Raw genomic sequence first — 20329 nt, 5'->3', positions numbered from 1 at the left:
GCCACGGCTGCGGCGCGCCTAGGCACCGACCGTCGACCGTTCGCGCTCCGCCTCCCGCACCGGCTGCCGTTCCCGCTCCCGCTCGCGGGCCGACCGCGCCGCGTCCGGCCGGAACGCCCACCTCATCTCGGGTTCCATCACGCACCGGAAGACCCTGCGCACCGGCGAGGTGCACAGCAGGGTGACACCGGCCGCCGCGAGGACGGTCACGAAGAGCGCGCCGAGTGGGCCGTGCAGCCACGCGGTCTCGAACCAGCCCTGGTAGTCGCCGGCCTTCACCACGAAACCGTGCAGCAGATAGCCGTACAGCGTGCCCGCGCCCAGCGCGGTGAACCACAGGGAGCGACGCGGCACCCAGGCGAAGAAGCACGCGGTCAGCACCAGGGAGCAGCCGAACAGCGCGAGCACCATGACCGGCCCGGTCCACCACGGCGCGCCCAACTCCTGCGCGGAGTCACGGTGGTAGAACCAGCCGGTGTTCATCCGCGGCACCGACCACCAGCCGACGGCCAGCGCCAGCGCGGACACCGGCACCGACAGGATCCGCACCGAGCGCCGGCGCACCAGGTGGAAGTGCTCGGCCTTCATGCTCAGCCCGAGCACGAAGAACGGAAGGAACTGCAGCACGCGCTGGAGATCCAGATCGTCGCCGATCTCCGGGGAGACGGAGGCGAGCATGGCGATGCCCAGCGCCACGGGCAGCGGATACCGGATCAGCTTCCAGACCGGGGTGGTCAGCCGCCACACGAACAGCGCGACCAGGAACCAGGTGAGGTACCAGGGGTCGAGCAGGCTGATCCTCATGCTCGGGTCGTCGTCGATCGCCCGCTTGAACAGCGGATAGGCGGTCTCGAAGACGATGTACGGCACGGCGACACCGGTGATCAGCCGCCGCAGCCGGTCGGGGCGCATGTCGAAACTGCGCGAGAAGTAGCCGGAGATGAGGATGAACGCCGGCATGTGGAAGGCGTACACCACCGTGTACAGCGCCTCCAGGACCCGGCTGTCACCCTTCAGGGGCTCCCAGGTGTGACCCACGGCGACCAGCACGATCGCCAGGAACTTGGCGTTGTCGAAGAAGGCGTCGCGCCGCTTGCCGTCGGGCGGCCGCTGCCCGGGTCTGTCCTGCTGGTGCCGGACCGGCGGCAGTGGTGCTCCTTGGCGGCCGTGCGGTGGCGGCGGGTTTGCCTTTTCGGGGGACGAGGCGGCGTGGAACATCTGAGGCACCCTAGCGGCGGCTGTGCGTATTCGTAAAACGTGCGCCGTGGTCGCCGTACCGGCCGGGTGAATAAGTGGCGGTTGTAAGCGAGATGTGACCGCTTTGTGTCGATGAATCCATGTCAAATGGTACATATCGGCAGCCCCGAAGGGCGCTTGGCGGCACCTGTGATGACAATTCGAAATACCCGCGAACACGTTGTGTGGACATGGAAACGATCACGTCGAATTTCTCGTTCGAGTGTCACTTCGAATTGCCGTGCGGGGCACCCCGGATGGCCGGGCGCGCGGTCCGGTGCCCCCTGGACCGGGCGGAGTTGTCGCCACTGATGCCCCACCCGCCGCATAGGGCGGGCCTGTTGGTGGCACGATGGTTCTGGCGGGGGTGCGCGGGGATGGCACCCCCGGGCCGGGAGAGCGACCGACCGAGGGTGTGATCAGTTGTGGCCATTTCGCTGTCAGTGGTGCTGCTGTTGGCGATCATCATGGTGGTGTTGATCCGTGGCGGCTCCCTCAAGGCCGGCCCCGCCGTGGTCGCCGTGCTGTTCGGCTTCTTCCTGGCCTCGACCGGCATGGCCGACGACATCCAGCGCTTCCTCGACTCGATAGCCGAGACGATCAACTCGATCCAGTTCTGACCCCCGGCCCCGCCCTCGCCCCACGGACCGAGCGGCGGCGCTCACCCCTGCCCGCCCCGGCGGCCCCGCATCAGGACAACCGGACGGCTGAACATACGGACAAACCAAACCGGGGCCGGCCGAAGGATCAGATCCTCCGGCCGGCCCCGGGCCGTTGCAGAGCGGGCGACGGGAATCGAACCCGCGTAGCTAGTTTGGAAGACTAGGGCTCTACCATTGAGCTACGCCCGCACAGGACGCGCCGCAGGTCAGTCGACCGCGGCACTGAAGGCATCGTAGCGGGTCGGCCCCCCTGGGTGCACACCCCGTAAATGCGGCAGCTCCATGGCCTGCGGGCATGTACCCTACGTGTCGCACCAGACGGGGTGTGGCGCAGCTTGGTAGCGCGTCCGCTTTGGGAGCGGAAGGCCGTGGGTTCAAATCCCGCCACCCCGACCACCTGCCCGATCATCCCGAGTGATCGCCTTTGGGCTGTTCAGTGCCTGCGGTTACTATGCAAGCTGCGCGCCCGTGTCTCTCATCCACTGAAGCCCCCGGGCGGCGAATCCGCCGGGACCAGTCTGGCTCCGGCAGAACCCAAGAAGTCAGCCACAAGGAGACCGAACCGTGAAGAGCGCCGTGGAGACCCTGAACCCGACCCGGGTTCGGCTCACTGTCGAGGTGCCCTTCGAGGAGCTCAAGGACAGCCTCGACGCGGCGTACAAGAAGATCAACCAGCAGGTCACGGTGAAGGGCTTCCGCAAGGGCAAGATCCCCGCCCGGGTCATCGACCAGCGGTTCGGCCGTGGCGCCGTGCTGGAGGAGGCCGTCAACGACGCGCTTCCGAAGTTCTACACGGAGGCGGTCAACGAGGCCGAGCTCAACGTCCTCGGCCAGCCCGAGGTCGACATCACGGAGCTGAAGGACGGCGAGACGCTGAACTTCACCGCCGAGGTCGACATCCGCCCGGCCATCGAGATCCCGGACTTCTCCGGCATCGAGGTCGAGGTCGACGCCGTCGAGGTGACCGAGGACGACATCGAGAAGTCGGTCGAGCAGCTCCGCGAGCGCTTCGCCTCCACCTCCCCGGTCGAGCGTGCCGCCGAGGACGGCGACGTCGTCACCATCGACCTGCAGGCCAAGGTCGACGGCGAGGTCCTGGAGGACGGCATCGCCGACGGTGTCTCCTACACGATCGGCTCCGGCGAGCTGCTCGACGGCATCGACGACGCCGTGAAGGGCCTGGAGGCCGGGGCCGAGGCCACCTTCACCTCCGAGCTCAAGGGCGGCTCCGCGGCCGGCAAGGAGGCCGAGGTCACCGTCAAGGTCACCCAGGTCGCCGCCCGCGAACTGCCCGAGCTGGACGACGAGTTCGCGCAGCTCGCGTCCGAGTTCGACACCCTCGACGAGCTGAGGGCCGACAGCCGCAAGCGCCTCGAGAACATGAAGCAGTACGACCAGGCCACGCAGGCCCAGGAGCGCGTCCTGGAGAAGCTGCTGGAGCTCGTCGAGGTGCCCGTCCCCGAGAAGCTGCTCGAGGACGAGATCAACACCCGCAAGCACAACCTGGAGCACCACCAGCTCGGCCAGATGGGCCTCGACCTCGCGAAGTACCTGGAGATCCAGGGCAAGACCGAGGAGGAGTTCGACGCCGAGACCAAGGAAGCCGCGGTCAAGGGCATCAAGACGCAGTTCGTCCTCGACGAGCTCGTCAAGCAGGAGAAGCTCAACGTCAACCAGGAGGAGCTCACCGAGCACCTCATGCGGCGTGCGGCCTCCTCCGGCATGTCCCCCGACCAGTTCGCCCAGGCCGTCGTCGAGGGCGGCCAGGTTCCGCTCCTGGTCGGCGAGGTCGCCCGCGGCAAGGCCCTGGCCGTCGTGGTCGAGAAGGCCACGGTCAAGGACACCAACGGCGAGGTCATCGACCTGGACGACGAGGACGAGGTCGAGACGGCCGCCGAGGTCGCCGCCGAGGCCACCGAGGCCGACGCCACCGAGGACAAGCCCGAGGCCTGAGCCGACGGCACCGCATAGCGCGTAGAAGGGGCCCTGGGGAGTGATTCCCCAGGGCCCCTTCGGTTCCGCGGCGAGTGGACGTACCTCTCAGGGGCGCGAGCAACCACGGACGACCCGCAGTCGCCCACGCACGAAATGTGACCACTGCGCTACGCCCCCGGCGAACACTCCCTGCTCCGGGATTCCCCGAAGGGAGCAGCGCGTTAGGGTCCATGAATAAGAGGGCAGGGGAGTCCCCGAATCGGCTCCAGCCCAGCTAGGGAAACGTGAGACGGCCCGGCGCCGTCGTAAGACGAGCAGGTGGATACGTGACGAATCTGATGCCCTCAGCCGCCGGCGAGCCTTCCATCGGTGGTGGCCTCGGCGACCAGGTCTACAACCGGCTGCTCAACGAGCGGATCATCTTCCTCGGCCAGCCGGTCGACGACGACATCGCCAACAAGATCACCGCACAGCTGCTGCTCCTTGCCGCCGACCCGGACAAGGACATCTACCTGTACATCAACAGCCCCGGCGGCTCGATCACGGCCGGCATGGCGATCTACGACACCATGCAGTACATCAAGAACGACGTGGTGACCATCGCCATGGGCCTCGCCGCCTCGATGGGCCAGTTCCTGCTCAGCGCCGGCACCCCGGGCAAGCGCTTCGCCCTGCCGAACGCCGAGATCCTGATCCACCAGCCCTCCGCCGGCCTGGCCGGTTCCGCGTCGGACATCAAGATCCACGCCGAGCGGCTGCTGCACACCAAGAAGCGCATGGCCGAGCTGACCTCCCAGCACACGGGCCAGTCCTTCGAACAGATCACCCGCGACTCCGACCGCGACCGCTGGTTCGACGCGGAGGAGGCCAAGGAGTACGGCCTCATCGACGAGGTCATCACCACGGCCGCCAACATGCCGGGCGGCGGCGGCACCGGGGCCTGACACCCCCTGCGCAGCCCCCAGCCGACCGCCTCAGCCCCTAGGAGAGAGACAGTGAACGACTTCCCCGGCAGCGGCATTTACGACCGCACGCGCGCCGAGTACACGGGTCCCGCGGCGGAGTCCCGCTACGTCATCCCGCGCTTCGTCGAGCGCACCTCGCAGGGCATCCGCGAGTACGACCCGTACGCGAAGCTCTTCGAGGAGCGTGTGATCTTCCTCGGCGTCCAGATCGACGACGCCTCCGCCAACGACGTCATGGCGCAGCTGCTGTGCCTGGAGTCGATGGACCCCGACCGGGACATCTCGGTCTACATCAACAGCCCCGGTGGCTCCTTCACGGCGCTGACGGCCATCTACGACACGATGCAGTTCGTGAAGCCGGACATCCAGACGGTCTGCATGGGCCAGGCGGCCTCCGCCGCCGCGATCCTGCTGGCCGCCGGTACGCCCGGCAAGCGCATGGCGCTGCCGAACGCGCGGGTGCTGATCCACCAGCCGTACAGCGAGACCGGCCGCGGCCAGGTCTCGGACCTGGAGATCGCCGCCAACGAAATCCTCCGGATGCGTGCGCAGCTGGAGGAGATGCTGGCCAAGCACTCCACCACGCCGATCGAGAAGATCCGCGAGGACATCGAGCGCGACAAGATCCTCACGGCCGAGGAAGCGCTCTCGTACGGCCTGATCGACCAGATCATCTCCACCCGGAAGATGAACAACGCGGCCGTGCGCTGACCCGGAGGATGTATCGTCGGGCGCTCCCTGGCGCGGTGCACGACAAAGTGAACCGTGCCAAGGGGGGCCCGAACGAGGCCCCCGGCAAGGTACCGTCGGATTAAGGCAGCACCAGGAGCCGCTGGACCTAGGCGTCTCCCAGGCGAAGGGGAAGCACACCGTGGCACGCATCGGTGACGGCGGCGATCTGCTCAAGTGCTCGTTCTGCGGCAAGAGCCAGAAGCAGGTCAAGAAGCTCATCGCAGGGCCCGGTGTGTACATCTGCGACGAGTGCATCGACCTCTGCAACGAGATCATCGAAGAAGAACTCGCGGAGACCAGCGAGGTGCGCTGGGAGGAACTCCCCAAGCCCCGCGAGATCTACGAGTTCCTCGAGGGGTACGTGGTCGGCCAGGAGGCGGCCAAGAAGGCGCTCTCCGTCGCGGTGTACAACCACTACAAGCGCGTCCAGGCCGGTGAGAACGGCGGCGCCAACGGCCGTGACGACGCGATCGAGTTGGCGAAGTCCAACATCCTCCTGCTCGGCCCCACGGGCTCCGGCAAGACCCTGCTCGCCCAGACCCTGGCCCGCATGCTGAACGTGCCGTTCGCCATCGCGGACGCCACGGCGCTCACCGAGGCGGGCTATGTCGGCGAGGACGTCGAGAACATCCTGCTGAAGCTGATCCAGGCGGCGGACTACGACGTCAAGAAGGCCGAGACCGGGATCATCTACATCGACGAGATCGACAAGGTCGCCAGGAAGAGTGAAAACCCCTCCATCACCCGGGACGTCTCCGGCGAGGGCGTGCAGCAGGCCCTGCTGAAGATCCTGGAGGGCACCACGGCCTCGGTCCCGCCGCAGGGCGGCCGCAAGCACCCGCACCAGGAGTTCATCCAGATCGACACGACGAACGTCCTGTTCATCGTGGGCGGCGCCTTCGCGGGCCTCGAGAAGATCATCGAGTCCCGGGCCGGCGCCAAGGGCATCGGCTTCGGTGCCACGATCCGCTCCAAGCGGGAGCTGGAGGCGAAGGACCAGTTCGAGGACGTCATGCCCGAGGACCTGGTCAAGTTCGGCATGATCCCCGAGTTCATCGGCCGTCTCCCGGTGATCACCTCGGTCCACAACCTGGACCGCGAGGCCCTGCTCCAGATCCTGGTCGAGCCGCGCAACGCCCTGATGAAGCAGTACCAGCGGCTGTTCGAACTCGACGGCGTGGAGCTGGACTTCGAGCGTGAGGCCCTGGAGGCCATCGCCGACCAGGCCATCCTCCGCCAGACCGGCGCCCGCGGTCTGCGCGCCATCATGGAGGAGGTCCTGATGTCGGTGATGTACGAGGTCCCGTCCCGCAAGGACGTGGCCCGCGTGGTCATCACCGCCGACGTCGTCCACTCCAACGTCAACCCGACCCTGATCCCCCGGGACGCCCGCGGGCGCGGCTCGGGCGAGCAGAAGACGGCGTAGCGGCAACGCGCATGCGAAGGGGCCCCGGTCGAGTCGACCGGGGCCCCTTCGTCGTGAACGCGCCTACGACCGTCAGACCTTGACGCGGACGTCGTCGCGCAGCTTGGCGGTCTGCTCGGCGGCGTCCTCCATGGACGTGCTCTTCCCGGCGGTCAGGGCCGCGAGGTCGAAGGAGAAGACGTAGGACACCGTGCTGTGGTCACCCCAGATGCACAGCGGCATCGTGATGGTCTGACCGGACTCGGAGGTCTCGCTCTCCTGGCACTTCAGCACGCCGTTGTCGAAGCCGGCGGGCGTGAACGCCTTCGGGCTGCCGACCAGCTTGGCGTCCTCGTCGCCCTCCGCCTCCTTCTTCATCTCGGCGAACATCGCGTCGACGACCTTCTCCGGGTCCTCGATGGTGCCGTAGACGCCGGAGAACATCAGGTTCTTCGCGCTGACGCCCTCACCCGAGGTGTAGCTGGCGCCGACGTGCTTGGGGTCCTTGATGCCCCACGACTCGGCGTCCTTGAGCTCGTCGTCCGTCATCGCGTCGACGTCCTCGCCGTTGCCCTTCTTGTACTCGCCGTCGAGGACCGACGCCGGCGCCGTCAGCTTGTGCGGGCCGTCGTCCTCGACGCCGCCCGCGCCGCCGCCTCCGCCGACCACGAAGTACACGCCCACACCGATCGCCGCCACGACGGCCACCGCGCCCAGGATCAGGCCCGTCTTCTTCTTGCCGCCGCCCGGGGCCGGGGGAGCGCCGTACGGCGCCTGGCCGTAGGGGGGCTGCTGGCCGTAGGGGGGCTGCTGGGGCGGGACGCCCGGGGCGCCCTGCTGCGGGTAGCCGTAACCCGGCTGCGGGGTCTGGGGCTGCTGGGGGTAGCCGTAGCCGGGCTGAGGGGCCTGCGGCTGCTGGCCGTACGGTCCCGGCTGGCCGTACGGACCGGGCTGCTGGGGCTGCCCGCCGTACGGGCCCGGCTGGTTGTAGCTCATTTCTGGGTTCCCCTCCAGATGCTTATGTGTTCACGACATCCTGACGCAATCCCGCCCGGAGAACGGCACCGGGGGTCGCACCGTTACAGAAGAAACGTGTTCGGGACGAGGCCGCGACACCTCTAAACTGGGCCCGTGACCGAGAACGCTCATCAGCAGCCACCAGCGCCCAGCACCGAACTGCCGACCCAGTACGCGCCGGCCGATGTAGAGGGGCCGCTGTACGAGCGCTGGGTAGAGCGCGGTTACTTCGAGGCGGACGCCAAGAGCGACAAGCCGCCCTACACCGTCGTCATCCCGCCGCCCAACGTCACCGGCAGCCTGCACCTCGGGCACGCCTTCGAGCACACGCTCATCGACGCTCTGACCCGCCGCAAGCGCATGCAGGGCTACGAGACGCTGTGGCAGCCGGGCATGGACCACGCCGGCATCGCCACCCAGAACGTCGTCGAGCGCGAGCTCGCCAAGGAGGGCAAGTCCCGCCACGACCTGGGCCGCGAGGCGTTCGTCGAGCGCGTCTGGCAGTGGAAGGGCGAGTCCGGCGGCCAGATCAGCGGCCAGATGCGCCGCCTCGGCGACGGCGTCGCCTGGTCCCGTGAGCGCTTCACGATGGACGAGGGCCTGTCCCAGGCCGTCCAGACCATCTTCAAGCGGCTCTACGACGACGAGCTGATCTACCGCGCCGAGCGCATCATCAACTGGTGCCCGCGCTGTCTGACGGCGATCTCGGACATCGAGGTCGAGTACCAGGACGACGACGGCGAGCTCGTCTCCATGAAGTACGGCGACGGGGACGACACCATCGTCGTCGCCACCACCCGCGCCGAGACGATGCTCGGTGACACGGCCGTCGCCGTCCACCCCGAGGACGAGCGCTACAAGCACCTCGTCGGCAAGCTCATCAAGCTGCCGCTGACCGACCGTTCCATCCCGGTCGTGGCGGACGAGCACGTCGACCCCGAGTTCGGCACCGGTGCCGTCAAGGTGACCCCGGCGCACGACCCCAACGACTTCGAGATCGGCCGGCGGCACGACCTGCCGGCCATCGCGGTCATGGACGAGCACGCCGTCATCACCGCCCACGGCCCCTTCCAGGGCCTGGACCGGCTCGAAGCGCGCTCCGCGATCGTCGCCGCGCTGCGCGCCGAGGGCCGGATCGTCGCCGAGAAGCGGCCGTACGCCCACTCCGTCGGCCACTGCTCGCGCTGCAAGACCACCATCGAGCCGCGCCTGTCCATGCAGTGGTGGGTCAAGGTCGGCCCGCTCGCCAAGGCCGCCGGTGACGCGGTCCGCGACGGCCGCGTCAAGATCCACCCGCAGGAGATGGAGAAGCGGTACTTCGACTGGGTCGACAACCTCCACGACTGGTGCATCTCACGGCAGTTGTGGTGGGGGCACCGGATCCCGGTCTGGTACGGCCCCGACGGCGAGGTCGTCTGCGTCGGCCCCGACGACGAGGCCCCCACCGGTGAGGGCTGGCACCAGGACACCGACGTCCTCGACACCTGGTTCTCCTCCGGCCTGTGGCCCTTCTCCACCCTCGGCTGGCCCGAACAGACCGAGTCGCTCGCGAAGTTCTACCCGAACTCCGTCCTGGTCACCGGCTACGACATCCTCTTCTTCTGGGTCGCCCGGATGATGATGTTCGGCCTGTACGCGATGGACGGCACCCCGCCGTTCCACACCATCGCCCTGCACGGCATGGTCCGCGACCAGTTCGGCAAGAAGATGTCGAAGTCCTTCGGCAACGCGGTCAACCCGCTGGACTGGATGGACAAGTACGGCTCCGACGCGCTCCGCTTCACCCTCGCGCGCGGCGCCAACCCCGGCGTCGACGTCCCGATCGGCGAGGACTGGGTCCAGGGCTCCCGCAACTTCGCCAACAAGATCTGGAACGCCACCCGCTTCGCGCTGATGAACGGCGCGACGGTTGAGGGCCCGCTGCCGGACCCGTCGGCGATGTCGTCCACGGACCGCTGGATCCTCTCCCGGCTCAACTCCGTGGTCACCGAAGTCGACGCGCTCTACGACGACTTCCAGTTCGCGAAGCTCTCCGACGTCCTCTTCCACTTCGCGTGGGGCGAGGTCTTCGACTGGTACGTCGAGCTGTCCAAGACCACCTTCCAGGAGGGCGGGGAGCCGGCCGAGGTCTCCAAGCGGGTCCTCGGCGAGGTCCTCGACGTCACGCTCCGGCTGCTGCACCCGGTGGTCCCGTTCGTCACCGAGACCCTCTGGACCACCCTCACCGGTGGTGAGTCGGTCGTCGTCGCCGAGTGGCCGGCCGACAGCGGCTTCCGTGACCGGGGCGCCGAGCAGGAGATCGAGAGCCTCCAGTCGGTCATCACCGAGGTCCGCCGCTTCCGTGCCGACCAGGGTCTCCAGCCCGGCCAGCGGGTCCCCGCGCGGCTGTCCCTGGACGGTACGGCGCTGGCGTCCCACGAGGCCGCCATCCGGCAGCTGCTGCGCCTCCAGCCGGAGGGCGAGGGCTTCGCGGCCACGGCGACCCTGCCGGTCGCGGGGGCGGAGGTCGCGCTCGATCTCTCGGGCACGATCGACGTCGCCGCGGAGCGCAAGCGGCTCGCGAAGGACCTCGCGGCGGCGGAGAAGGAGAAGGCGCAGGCCACCGCGAAGCTCGGGAACGAGGCGTTCCTGGCGAAGGCGCCGGACAACGTCGTGGACAAGATCCGCGGCCGCCTCGCCAAGGCGGACGAGGACATCACCCGCCTCCAGTCCCAACTGGACCGCCTGCCTGCGGCGTAGCCACGTCATTTGAGGCCCCGGAGCTGCAAAGTTCCGGGGCCTTTCGCTTGCCGCGGGGACGTCGCGCAACCCGGCGCTCGCGGGGTGCCGCCGCGCCCACCCGTGCCGCCCCAGCGGCACGACTGCCCGCGGCTGGACCGATGAGCAGCGCAACTGCCCGCGGCAGCCCACCCAGAGGCGCCGGAGCTGTGAAGCGCCGGGCGCATGTGGCACCCCCAGAGGCGCCGGATCTGCATGGCGCCGGGCGCATGCGGCACCCCCAGGGGAGCCGGATCTGCATGGTGCCGTCCGCGTGCGGCATACCCAGGGGCGCGGGGAACTGCGCGATCGGCCACGGGCGGGCGGCAGTCGCCGTACAAGACCGACCACCCCCGGCCGCGTGCGGCCCACCCAGAGGTGCCGGAGCTGTGAAGCGCCGGGGGCGGCGGCATACCCAGGGGCGCGGGGAACTGCGCGATCAGCCACGGGCGGGCGGCAGTCGCCGGACAGGACCGACCACCGCCGTCCGCGTGCGGCCTATTCAGAGGTGCCGGAGCTGTGAAGCGCCGGGGGCGGCGGCATACCCAGGGGCGCGGGGAACTGCGCGATCGGCCACGGGCGGGCAGCAGTCGCCGGACAGGACCGGCCGCCCCCCTCGACAGGCGGCCGTCCCCCGCGACAGGCGCCGCCTTAGACTGGCCCCGTGAGTGATATCGACCCCTTCGACGAGATCGTCGCGGAAGAGACCGACCGCGACCCCGATCTCGCGGTGATCGAGGCCGGCAGCCGCACCCTCCGCACCCAGGGCGGAGCCCCGACCCCCGACGTCCCCGGCCGCCCCGAGGACCCCGAGGTCGACAAGGCCCTGCGCGAGGTCGAGGCGGAGCTCGCCACCCGCTGGGGCGAGACCAAGCTGGAGCCGTCGGTCAGCCGTATCGCCGCCCTGATGGACGTACTCGGCGAGCCGCAGCGCTCGTACCCCTCGATCCACATCACCGGCACCAACGGCAAGACCACCACCGCCCGCATGATCGAGGCCCTCCTCGGCGCCTTCGAACTGCGCACCGGCCGGTACACCAGCCCGCACGTGCAGTCGGTCACCGAGCGGATCAGCCTGGACGGAGCCCCGGTCTCCGCCGAGCGGTTCATCGAGACGTACCAGGACGTCAAGCCCTACGTCGAGATGGTCGACACCCAGCAGGAGTACCGGCTGTCCTTCTTCGAGGTGCTGACCGGCATGGCGTACGCCGCCTTCGCCGACGCACCCGTGGACGTGGCCGTCGTCGAGGTGGGCATGGGCGGCTCCTGGGACGCCACCAACGTCATCGACGGCGACGTCGCCGTCGTCACCCCCATCGACCTGGACCACACCGACCGGCTCGGCTCCACCCCCGCCGAGATCGCCGTGGAGAAGGCCGGGATCGTCAAGCAGGACGCCACCGTCATCCTGGCCCAGCAGCCGGTCGACGCGGCGCAGGTGCTGCTGAAGAAGGCCGTGGAGGTCGACGCCACGGTCGCCCGCGAGGGCCTGGAGTTCGGCGTGGTGTCCCGGCAGGTGGCCGTCGGCGGACAGCTGGTCACCCTGCGCGGCCTGGGCGGTGAGTACCCGGAGATCTACCTCCCGCTGCACGGCGCCCACCAGGCGCACAACGCGGCCGTGGCGCTGGCCGCGGTGGAGGCGTTCTTCGGGGTCGGCGCGGTGCGCGCCGAGCCGCTCGACGGGGACACCGTCCGCAAGGCGTTCGCCGCCGTCTCCTCGCCGGGCCGGATGGAGGTCGTACGCCGCTCGCCGACCGTCGTGCTGGACGCCGCGCACAACCCCGCGGGCGCCCGGGTCACCGCGGAGGCGATCGGCGAGGCCTTCGACTTCAGCCGGCTGATCGGCGTGGTCGGGGCCAGCGGCGACAAGAACGTGCGCGGGGTGCTGGAGGCGTTCGAGCCGATCTTCGCCGAGGTGGTGATCACCCAGAACTCCAGCCACCGCGCGATGGACGCCGACGAACTGGCCGCCGTCGCGGTGGAGGTGTTCGGCGACGAGCGGGTGCAGGTCGAGCCGCGGCTGCCGGACGCCCTGGAGGCCGCGATCACGCTGGCCGAGGAGGAGGGCGAGTTCACCGGTGGCGGTGTGCTCGTGACGGGTTCCGTCATCACCGTGGGCGAGGCCCGGCTGTTGCTGGGGAAGGGCTGAGGTTTTCAAGCATGCGTACGCTCTGCGCGTCGACCCTGATCGGCGAGTTCTTCGTGATCGGCTTCGCCGGTCTGGTCGCCATGAAGGATCCCGACCTGTCCATGACGGCCGTGTGGACGGTCAGCGGGATCGGGATGTTCCTGTGCCTGCTGCTGTGCGGCATGGTGACCCGGCCCGGCGGCGTCGCCCTCGGCTGGGCCCTCCAGGTGCTGCTGATCGCCGCCGGCTTCGTGGTGCCGACGATGTTCGTCCTCGGTCTCGCCTTCGCGGCCCTGTGGTGGGCGTCCGTGCACTACGGCCGGCAGATCGACGAGGCGAAGGCGCGGTTCGCGGCGCAGGCCGAGGCCACTACACCTGACGCTGTGTGACAGGTGCCCGGACACGCCGGGTAACCTCGTCTTCCCGCACACCCGAGGCACCAAGGAGCCTGTCGTGACCCAGCGCACCCTCGTCCTGCTCAAGCCCGACGCCGTCCGTCGTGGCCTGACCGGCGAGATCATCGGCCGCATCGAGCGCAAGGCGGGCTGGGCGATCACCGCGCTGGAACTGCGCTCGCTGGACCAGGAGACGCTGGAGCAGCACTACGGCGAGCACAAGGGCAAGCCGTTCTACGAGCCGCTGGTGGAGTTCATGTCCTCCGGCCCGGTCGTCGCCCTGATCGTCGAGGGCGAGCGGGTCATCGAGGGCGTGCGCGCGCTCGCCGGCCCGACCGACCCGATCGCCGCCGCGCCCGGCTCCATCCGCGGCGACTTCGGTGTGATCGTCCGTGAGAACCTCATCCACGCCTCCGACTCCGAGGAGTCCGCGGAGCGCGAGGTGAAGATTTTCTTCCCCGGTCGCGCCTGACGACAAAGCCGCAGACCAGAGAGCCCGGGGGCAAAGCCCCCGGACTTTCTGGCATATGCGGGGCGTATGGGGGAACGTGAGCCCCCGAACGCTCGTCTCCAGGAGCGATCCGGTACATGATCTGCTGACAATGGCGAAGGACCCTCACGCCGTGTCCGCGAAGGCGCGTCTACGATGGAAGCCTTCACGTCACAGCACCCACCTCGCCGACCTGAAAAGCCCTCAAAAGCCAGCGGGAAGGCCAGACGAATCCTCATGGGGAACTCAATGTCGTTCATCGGCCGTGACATGGCTGTCGACCTCGGGACCGCCAACACGCTGGTGTACGTCAGGGGTCGCGGGATCGTACTCAACGAGCCGTCCGTCGTCGCGATCAACACGAACACCGGTGGCATCCTCGCGGTCGGCGCCGAGGCGAAGAAGATGATCGGGCGCACCCCCGGCAACATCGTCGCCGTCCGCCCGCTGAAGGACGGCGTGATCGCCGACTTCGAGATCACCGAGCGGATGCTCCGCTACTTCATCCTGAAGATCCACAAGCGGCGCTACCTCGCCCGTCCGCGGGTCGTCGTCTGTGTGCCCTCGGGCATCACCGGCGTCGAGCGCCGCGCCGTCATCGAGGCGTCGTCCCAGGCCGGCGCCCGCCAGGTGCACATCATCGAGGAGCCCATGGCCGCGGCCATCGGCTCCGGCCTGCCGGTCCACGAGGCCACGGGCAACATGGTGGTGGACATCGGCGGCGGCACCACCGAGGTCGCGGTCATCTCCCTCGGCGGAATCGTCACGGCGCAGTCCATCCGCGTCGCGGGCGACGAACTGGACAACGCGATCATCCAGCACATCAAGAAGGAGTACTCGCTCCTGCTGGGTGAGCGGACGGCCGAACAGATCAAGATCACGATCGGTTCGGCGTACGACCTCGACTCCGACGAGCACACCGAGATCCGCGGCCGGGACCTCGTCTCCGGACTGCCCAAGACCGTCGTCATCTCCGCCGCCGAGGTGCGCAAGGCGATCGAGGAACCCGTCAACGCCATCGTGGACGCGGTGAAGACGACCCTCGACAAGTGCCCCCCGGAGCTGTCCGGCGACATCATGGACCGCGGGATCGTCCTCACCGGCGGCGGCGCCCTGCTGCGCGGCCTCGACGAGCGGCTGCGCCGGGAGACCGGCATGCCGATCCACATCGCCGAGGACCCCCTCGACAGCGTGGCGCTCGGCTCCGGCAAGTGCGTCGAAGAGTTCGAGGCGCTCCAGCAGGTCCTGGACGCCCAGCCGCGCAGATGACGTAACTCTTCGATTCCGCCGTACGAGATGATCTCCTCTCGTACGGCGGATCGTTGATATAGAGGCATAAGCTCCCAAAGCGGCCCTCGGGTTTCCCTGGGGCTCGAACAATTCCTATGAGGAAGGGCACGGCCGCCGCACGTGAGGGACACACGAGAGAGCCGGCTGCTCCTGGTGCTGCTGGTCGCCGTAGCGTTCGCGCTGATCACGGTCGACATCCGCGGTGGGGAGGACTCGCCGGTCGACGGTGCCCGCCAGGCCGCGGCCACCGTCTTCGGCCCGATCGAGAACGGCGTCTCGGCCGCGGTCGACCCCGTCGGCAACGCGGTCTCCGCGATCCGCGACTCCGGTGAACGGCACGACCGGATCGCCACGCTGGAGAAGGAGAACGCCGCTCTCAAGGCCAGACTCGGCAGCGACGACCGCAACCGCAGCAGACTCAAGCAGCTCGACCGGATGCTGAAGGTCGCCGGCACCGGCCAGTACGGCATCAAGGGCGCCGAGGTCATCGCGATAGGAGCGGCCCAGGGCTTCTCCTGGACCATCACCATCGACGCCGGCGCCGCCGACGGCATCGAGCGCGACATGACCGTCCTCAACGGCGACGGCCTCGTCGGACGGGTCACCACGGTCGGCCCGAACACCGCCACCGTGCTGCTCGCCAACGACCCCGACTTCACCGTCGGCACCCGCATGGAGGGCAACGACGAACTCGGCTTCGCCTCCGGCCAGGGCGACGGACCGCTGCGCGTCGAACTCCTCAACGGCAAGGCGGAGATCAAGCGCGGGGACCGGCTGGTCACCTTCGGCTCGCAGGCAGACAAGCCCTTCGTGCCCGGCGTGCCGGTCGGCGTGGTCAATCGCGTCGACCCCTCAGGCGGCGACCTCACCCGCACCCTCTACGTCACGCCGTACGTCAGCTTCACCAAGCTCGACATCGTCGGCGTCGTCGTCCAGGCGCCCGGCAAGGACCCCCGCGACACCGTGCTTCCCGACAAGCCGAAGCCGAAGCCCACGCCGACCGTGACGGTCACCGTCACCCCGTCCGGCCTGCCCGTCGACGGCCAGTACCCGCAAGAAGAGCAGTAGGAGCTGAAGTCCCATGCGTGTCAACCGGATCCTGCTCTCCTCCTCGCTCGTCGTCGTCGCCCTGATGCTCCAGGTCAGCGTCCTGGCCCGGCTCCACCTGCCCGGCGCCGTCCCCGACCTGCTCCTGCTGACGGTCCTCGGCCTCGCCATGGTCTACGGCCACGTCGGCGGCGCCCTCATCGGCTTCGGCGCGGGCCTCCTCGCCGACCTCGCCCCGCCCGCCGACCACGCCGCCGGCCGCTACGCCCTCGTGCTCTGCGTCATCGGCTACCTCGCCGGGCTGATCAAACCGGAGAACGGCCGCCTGAAGTCGGCCACCGGCCCCATGCTCGTCGTGGTCGGCGCGGCCATCGGCTCCACCCTCCTCTACGCCGGGGTCGGCGCCCTCGTCGGCGACACCGCCGCCCGCCACGTCGGACTGACGAGCCTGCTGTTCACCGCCGCCCTCTACGACCTGCTGCTCGCCCCCTTCGTGGTCCCCGGCATCATGGCCCTGGCCCGGCGCGCGGAGAACGACCCGCTCGCCGAGGGCGGCGCCTCCGCCCCGAAGTCCGACATCTCCAGCGGCTGGCTCTCCTCGGGCACCGGACTGCGCATCGGCAGCCAGCGCGGCGGCCTCGGCGGCCTGAAGGTCAAGGCGGCGCGTGCGCGCACTGCCCGGGCCGGACGCATCAAGGGGGTCAAGCGCCTGTGAGCACCCCCGAGTTCACCCGAACGGGTTTGTCGAGGCGGAACGGAGCCTCACAGGTCGGCCGTTCATCATTCGTACGCGCACACACGTCGGCGCACTGAGAGGGGGCGGCAGCCACAGTGACCAACATCCCCGAGACCGGGCGGACCCCACGGGTCCAGATCCGACTCGTCGTCATCCAGATCCTCGTGCTCTCCCTCCTCGGCACCCTCGGCGGACGCCTGTGGTACCTCCAGATCCGCGAGGGCGCCGAATACGCCAAGGAAGCCTCCGGCAACCACGTCCAGCAGGTCGTCGACCCGGCCGTGCGCGGCTCCATCCTCGACGCGCGCGGCGTGCCGCTCGCCGACAACGAGACCCGGCTGGTCGTCTCCGCCTCCCGCACCGAACTGCTGAAGATGAAGGACGACGGCGTCGGTGTCCTCACCAAGCTCGCCGGTGTCCTCGGACTGAAGCCCAGGGAAGTGCGGGAGAAGGTCCGGCTCTGCGACGCCGAGACCCCCCAGCCCTGCTGGAACGGCTCGCCCTACCAGCCCATCCCCATCACCGACGAGGCCACCGCCAAGCAGGCCCTCCAGATCCGCGAACGCGCCGAGGACTTCCCCGGCATCACCGCGGAACCCCAGGCCGTCCGCCGCTACGCCGGCCCCGGCGGCTCCAACACCGCCCAGGTCCTCGGCTACCTCTCCCCGGTCACCGACGAGGAGCTCACCAAGGCCCAGGACACCGACTCGCCCTACCTGCGCTCCGACCAGGTCGGGCGCTCCGGCCTGGAGCGCCAGTACGACAAGGAACTGCGCGGCAAGGCCGGCGTCACCCGCTACGAGGTCGACAACCTCGGCCGCGTCATCGGCGAGGCCGAGGCGGACGCCGCCCAGCCCGGCGCCAACCTCGTCACCAGCATCGACGCCCGCGTCCAGCGAGTTGCCGAGTACGAACTGAACGAGGCCATGAAGGCCGCCCGCCTGGAGTGGGACCGCAACACCCAGGAGCGGTACAAGGCCGACGCGGGCGCCGTCGTCGTGATGGAGGCCAAGACCGGCCGGGTCGTCGCCATGGCGTCCAACCCCAACTACGACCCCAACGCCTGGGTCGGCGGCATCTCCGCCAAGGACTACAAGAGGCTCACCGGCAAGGCCTCCAACTACCCGCTGCTCAACCGAGCCACCCAGGGCCAGGCGGCCCCCGGCTCGGTCTTCAAGGTGGTCTCCACGGCCGCCGCGGTCGAGGCCGGCTACGACTTCGACGGCGGCTACAACTGCTCCAGCTCCTACTCCGTCGGCGGCCAGGTCTTCAAGAACTTCGAGTCCCAGAACCACGGCTCGATCGACCTCGGCCGGGCCCTGGAGGTCTCCTGCGACACCGTCTACTACCAGCTCGCCCACAACGAGTGGAAGAAGGACGGCGGCATCAACCCCAAGGGCAAGCCGAAGGACTACTTCTACAAGGCCGCCCACCAGTTCGGCCTCGGCGCCGAGACCGGCATCGACCTGCCCAACGAGGTCACCGGCCGGGTCCCCGACCGCGAGTGGAAGCAGTCCTACTGGGAGGCCAACAAGGACGGCTGGTGCAAGACCGGCAAGAAGGGCGGCTCCTACGTCGAGCAGATCGCGTACGAGAACTGCCTCGAAGGCAACAAGATGCGCGCCGGTGACGAGATCAACTACTCCATCGGACAGGGCGACACCCTGGTGACCCCCATCCAGATGGCCACCATCTACGCCGCCATCTCCAACGGCGGCACCCTGTACAACCCGACGGTGGGCAAGGCCGTCGTCAGCGCCGACGGCAAGCAGGTCACCGAGATCGAGCCGAAGGCCCACGGCAAGCTCCCGGTCAGCAAGTCGACCCTCGCCCAGATGGACGACGCCCTCGAAGGCGTCGCCACCCGCGGTACCGCCGCCTGGCGGTTCGGCGGCTGGCCCCAGGACAAGATCGCCATGCACGCCAAGACCGGCACCGCCGAGGTCTACGGCAAGCAGACCACCTCCTGGTTCGCCACGTACACCAAGGACTACGCGATCGTCATGACGATCTCCCAGGGTGGTACGGGCTCCGGGGCCTCCGGCCCGGCCGTGCGCAACATATACGACGCCCTCTACGGCGTCGCCGACGACGGCACCATCAGCAAGAAGAACGCCCTGCTGCCGACCCCCCAGAAGAAGCTGCCGAAGATCCAGACCGACGGCTCCATCCACGCCCCGAAGGTCGCCAAGGACCCGGCGAAGGACCAGCGGGCCAGCCAGGAGGGCACGCCCGAGCCGGACGGGCAGCAGCAGGCCGCGACGGTGGGCACACCGACGACGGAGAACCGTGAGACACGCCGCCGCCGACGGCGTGCGAGGAGGCTGACGTGACCGGCGCCAACAGCTTCCACATCTCCGGGTACGGACCCGAGCGGGCGGGCTGGACCCGCCTGCTCGCCCGCGACTCCCTCGCCCGCCGCCTCGACTGGCCGATACTGCTGGCCGCCCTCGCCCTGTCGATGATCGGCTCGGTCCTGGTCTTCTCCGCCACCCGCAACCGCACCGAGATCAACCAGGGCGACCCGTACTACTTCCTGCTCCGGCACCTGCTGAACACCGGCATCGGCCTCGCCCTGATGATCGCCACGGTCTGGCTCGGCCACCGCACCCTGCGCACCGCCGTCCCGATCCTCTACGGCGCCTCGGTCTTCCTGATCCTGATGGTGCTCACCCCGCTCGGCTCCACCGTCAACGGCGCCCACTCCTGGATCGTCCTCGGCGGCGGCTTCTCCCTCCAGCCCTCGGAGTTCGTGAAGGTCACGATCATCCTCGGGATGGCGATGCTGCTGGCCGCCCGGGTCGACGCCGGCGACAAGCCCTACCCCGACCACCGCACCGTCCTCCAGGCGCTGGGCCTGGCCGCCGTCCCCATGCTGATCGTCCTGCTCATGCCCGACCTCGGCTCGGTCATGGTGATGGTCGTCATCGTGCTCGGCGTACTGCTGGCCTCCGGCGCCTCCAACCGCTGGGTGTTCGGCCTGATCTCGGCCGGCACGATCGGCGCCGTCGCCGTCTGGCAGCTGCACATCCTGGACGACTACCAGATCGCCCGCTTCGCCGCCTTCGCCAACCCCAGCCTCGACCCCGCCGGCGTCGGCTACAACACCAACCAGGCCCGTATCGCCATCGGCTCCGGCGGCCTGACCGGCTCCGGGCTGTTCAACGGCTCGCAGACCACCGGCCAGTTCGTGCCCGAGCAGCAGACCGACTTCGTCTTCACGGTGGCGGGGGAGGAGCTCGGCTTCGTCGGCGGCGGCCTCATCATCGTGCTGCTCGGCGTCCTGCTCTGGCGGGCCTGCCGCATCGCCCGCGAGACGACCGAGCTGTACGGCACCATCGTCGCGGCCGGAATCGTCGCCTGGTTCGCCTTCCAGGCCTTCGAGAACATCGGGATGACCCTCGGCATCATGCCCGTCACCGGCCTCCCGCTGCCCTTCGTCTCCTACGGCGGATCCTCGATGTTCGCCGTATGGGTCGCCGTCGGCCTGTTGCAGTCCATCCGAGTGCAACGCCCCATGTCCGCGTAGCGGCC

The 20329-nt window shown here is 69.1% G+C and carries 16 protein-coding genes and 2 tRNA genes; 15 read left to right on the top strand and 3 right to left on the bottom strand.

The features are described from left to right. Positions 1-18: 18 nt before the first annotated feature. Entirely contained in the window at positions 19-1218 is a 1200-nt protein-coding gene (locus ABT296_RS07205; RefSeq protein WP_351924155.1) for an acyltransferase family protein, read from the bottom strand. Between the two features lie 443 nt (positions 1219-1661). Between ABT296_RS07205 and ABT296_RS07200 the strand changes: the two genes are divergently transcribed. Further along, positions 1662-1856 (top strand): hypothetical protein, encoded by a 195-nt coding sequence (locus ABT296_RS07200; RefSeq protein ID WP_093723671.1) that lies wholly within the window; start codon positions 1662-1664, stop codon positions 1854-1856. Positions 1857-2016: 160 nt separating this feature from the next. Here the strand turns inward: ABT296_RS07200 and ABT296_RS07195 are convergent. After that, positions 2017-2087 (bottom strand) — tRNA-Gly (locus ABT296_RS07195). Positions 2088-2217: 130 nt separating this feature from the next. On the opposite strand from ABT296_RS07195, the gene ABT296_RS07190 reads away from it, so the two are divergent. From ABT296_RS07190 to clpX, 5 genes are all read left to right on the top strand, one after another. Continuing rightward, positions 2218-2294 (top strand) — tRNA-Pro (locus ABT296_RS07190). Positions 2295-2462: 168 nt separating this feature from the next. Continuing rightward, the gene (gene tig, locus ABT296_RS07185) at positions 2463-3851 is read left to right on the top strand and encodes a trigger factor (RefSeq protein WP_351924152.1); all 1389 of its coding nucleotides are present in this window, start codon (positions 2463-2465) and stop codon (positions 3849-3851) included. A 320-nt stretch (positions 3852-4171) separates the two neighbouring features. After that, positions 4172-4777, top strand: coding sequence for an ATP-dependent Clp protease proteolytic subunit (locus ABT296_RS07180; RefSeq protein WP_079311141.1), 606 nt, complete (start codon positions 4172-4174; stop codon positions 4775-4777). A gap of 51 nt (positions 4778-4828) precedes the next feature. Beyond that, the gene (locus ABT296_RS07175) at positions 4829-5509 is read left to right on the top strand and encodes an ATP-dependent Clp protease proteolytic subunit (protein ID WP_351924150.1); all 681 of its coding nucleotides are present in this window, start codon (positions 4829-4831) and stop codon (positions 5507-5509) included. A gap of 160 nt (positions 5510-5669) precedes the next feature. Continuing rightward, entirely contained in the window at positions 5670-6956 is a 1287-nt protein-coding gene (clpX, locus tag ABT296_RS07170; RefSeq protein ID WP_351924148.1) for an ATP-dependent Clp protease ATP-binding subunit ClpX, read from the top strand. Positions 6957-7028: 72 nt separating this feature from the next. Here the strand turns inward: clpX and ABT296_RS07165 are convergent, their stop codons facing one another. Further along, positions 7029-7931 (bottom strand): hypothetical protein, encoded by a 903-nt coding sequence (locus tag ABT296_RS07165; protein ID WP_351924146.1) that lies wholly within the window; start codon positions 7929-7931, stop codon positions 7029-7031. 135 nt (positions 7932-8066) lie between these two features. On the opposite strand from ABT296_RS07165, the gene ABT296_RS07160 reads away from it, so the two are divergent. The 9 genes from ABT296_RS07160 to rodA all read left to right on the top strand — a co-directional run bounded on the left by ABT296_RS07160 (position 8067) and on the right by rodA (position 20324). After that, positions 8067-10691 (top strand): valine--tRNA ligase, encoded by a 2625-nt coding sequence (locus ABT296_RS07160; RefSeq protein ID WP_351924144.1) that lies wholly within the window; start codon positions 8067-8069, stop codon positions 10689-10691. A gap of 682 nt (positions 10692-11373) precedes the next feature. Then, complete coding sequence (gene folC / locus ABT296_RS07155) at positions 11374-12858, top strand: bifunctional tetrahydrofolate synthase/dihydrofolate synthase (protein WP_351924142.1); 1485 nt, start codon at positions 11374-11376, stop codon at positions 12856-12858. Between the two features lie 11 nt (positions 12859-12869). Continuing rightward, complete coding sequence (locus ABT296_RS07150) at positions 12870-13226, top strand: DUF4233 domain-containing protein (protein WP_351924140.1); 357 nt, start codon at positions 12870-12872, stop codon at positions 13224-13226. Between the two features lie 64 nt (positions 13227-13290). Beyond that, positions 13291-13704 carry a nucleoside-diphosphate kinase gene (gene ndk / locus ABT296_RS07145; protein ID WP_351924138.1) on the top strand — a complete coding sequence of 138 codons (414 nt, stop codon included), beginning with the start codon at positions 13291-13293 and terminating at the stop codon, positions 13702-13704. A 267-nt stretch (positions 13705-13971) separates the two neighbouring features. Beyond that, on the top strand, positions 13972-14991 hold the full coding sequence (locus tag ABT296_RS07140) for a rod shape-determining protein (RefSeq protein ID WP_004001297.1): 1020 nt from the start codon (positions 13972-13974) through the stop codon (positions 14989-14991). Between the two features lie 141 nt (positions 14992-15132). Beyond that, on the top strand, positions 15133-16080 hold the full coding sequence (gene mreC / locus ABT296_RS07135) for a rod shape-determining protein MreC (RefSeq protein ID WP_351924136.1): 948 nt from the start codon (positions 15133-15135) through the stop codon (positions 16078-16080). Between the two features lie 13 nt (positions 16081-16093). Then, positions 16094-16774 (top strand): rod shape-determining protein MreD, encoded by a 681-nt coding sequence (mreD, locus tag ABT296_RS07130; RefSeq protein ID WP_351924134.1) that lies wholly within the window; start codon positions 16094-16096, stop codon positions 16772-16774. A 116-nt stretch (positions 16775-16890) separates the two neighbouring features. Next, positions 16891-19128 carry a penicillin-binding protein 2 gene (gene mrdA / locus ABT296_RS07125; protein ID WP_351924132.1) on the top strand — a complete coding sequence of 746 codons (2238 nt, stop codon included), beginning with the start codon at positions 16891-16893 and terminating at the stop codon, positions 19126-19128. Further along, positions 19125-20324 (top strand): rod shape-determining protein RodA, encoded by a 1200-nt coding sequence (gene rodA / locus ABT296_RS07120; protein ID WP_351924130.1) that lies wholly within the window; start codon positions 19125-19127, stop codon positions 20322-20324. The genes mrdA and rodA overlap by 4 nt, the downstream gene beginning before the upstream one ends. Positions 20325-20329: the final 5 nt, after the last annotated feature.

It is taken from the genome of Streptomyces sp. NPDC000983, assembly GCF_040299205.1.
In the GTDB taxonomy this organism is placed as follows: Bacteria; Actinomycetota; Actinomycetes; order Streptomycetales; family Streptomycetaceae; genus Streptomyces.
Note: the sequence above shows the minus strand (reverse complement) of the source record. Positions and strands in the feature narration are given on the sequence as shown.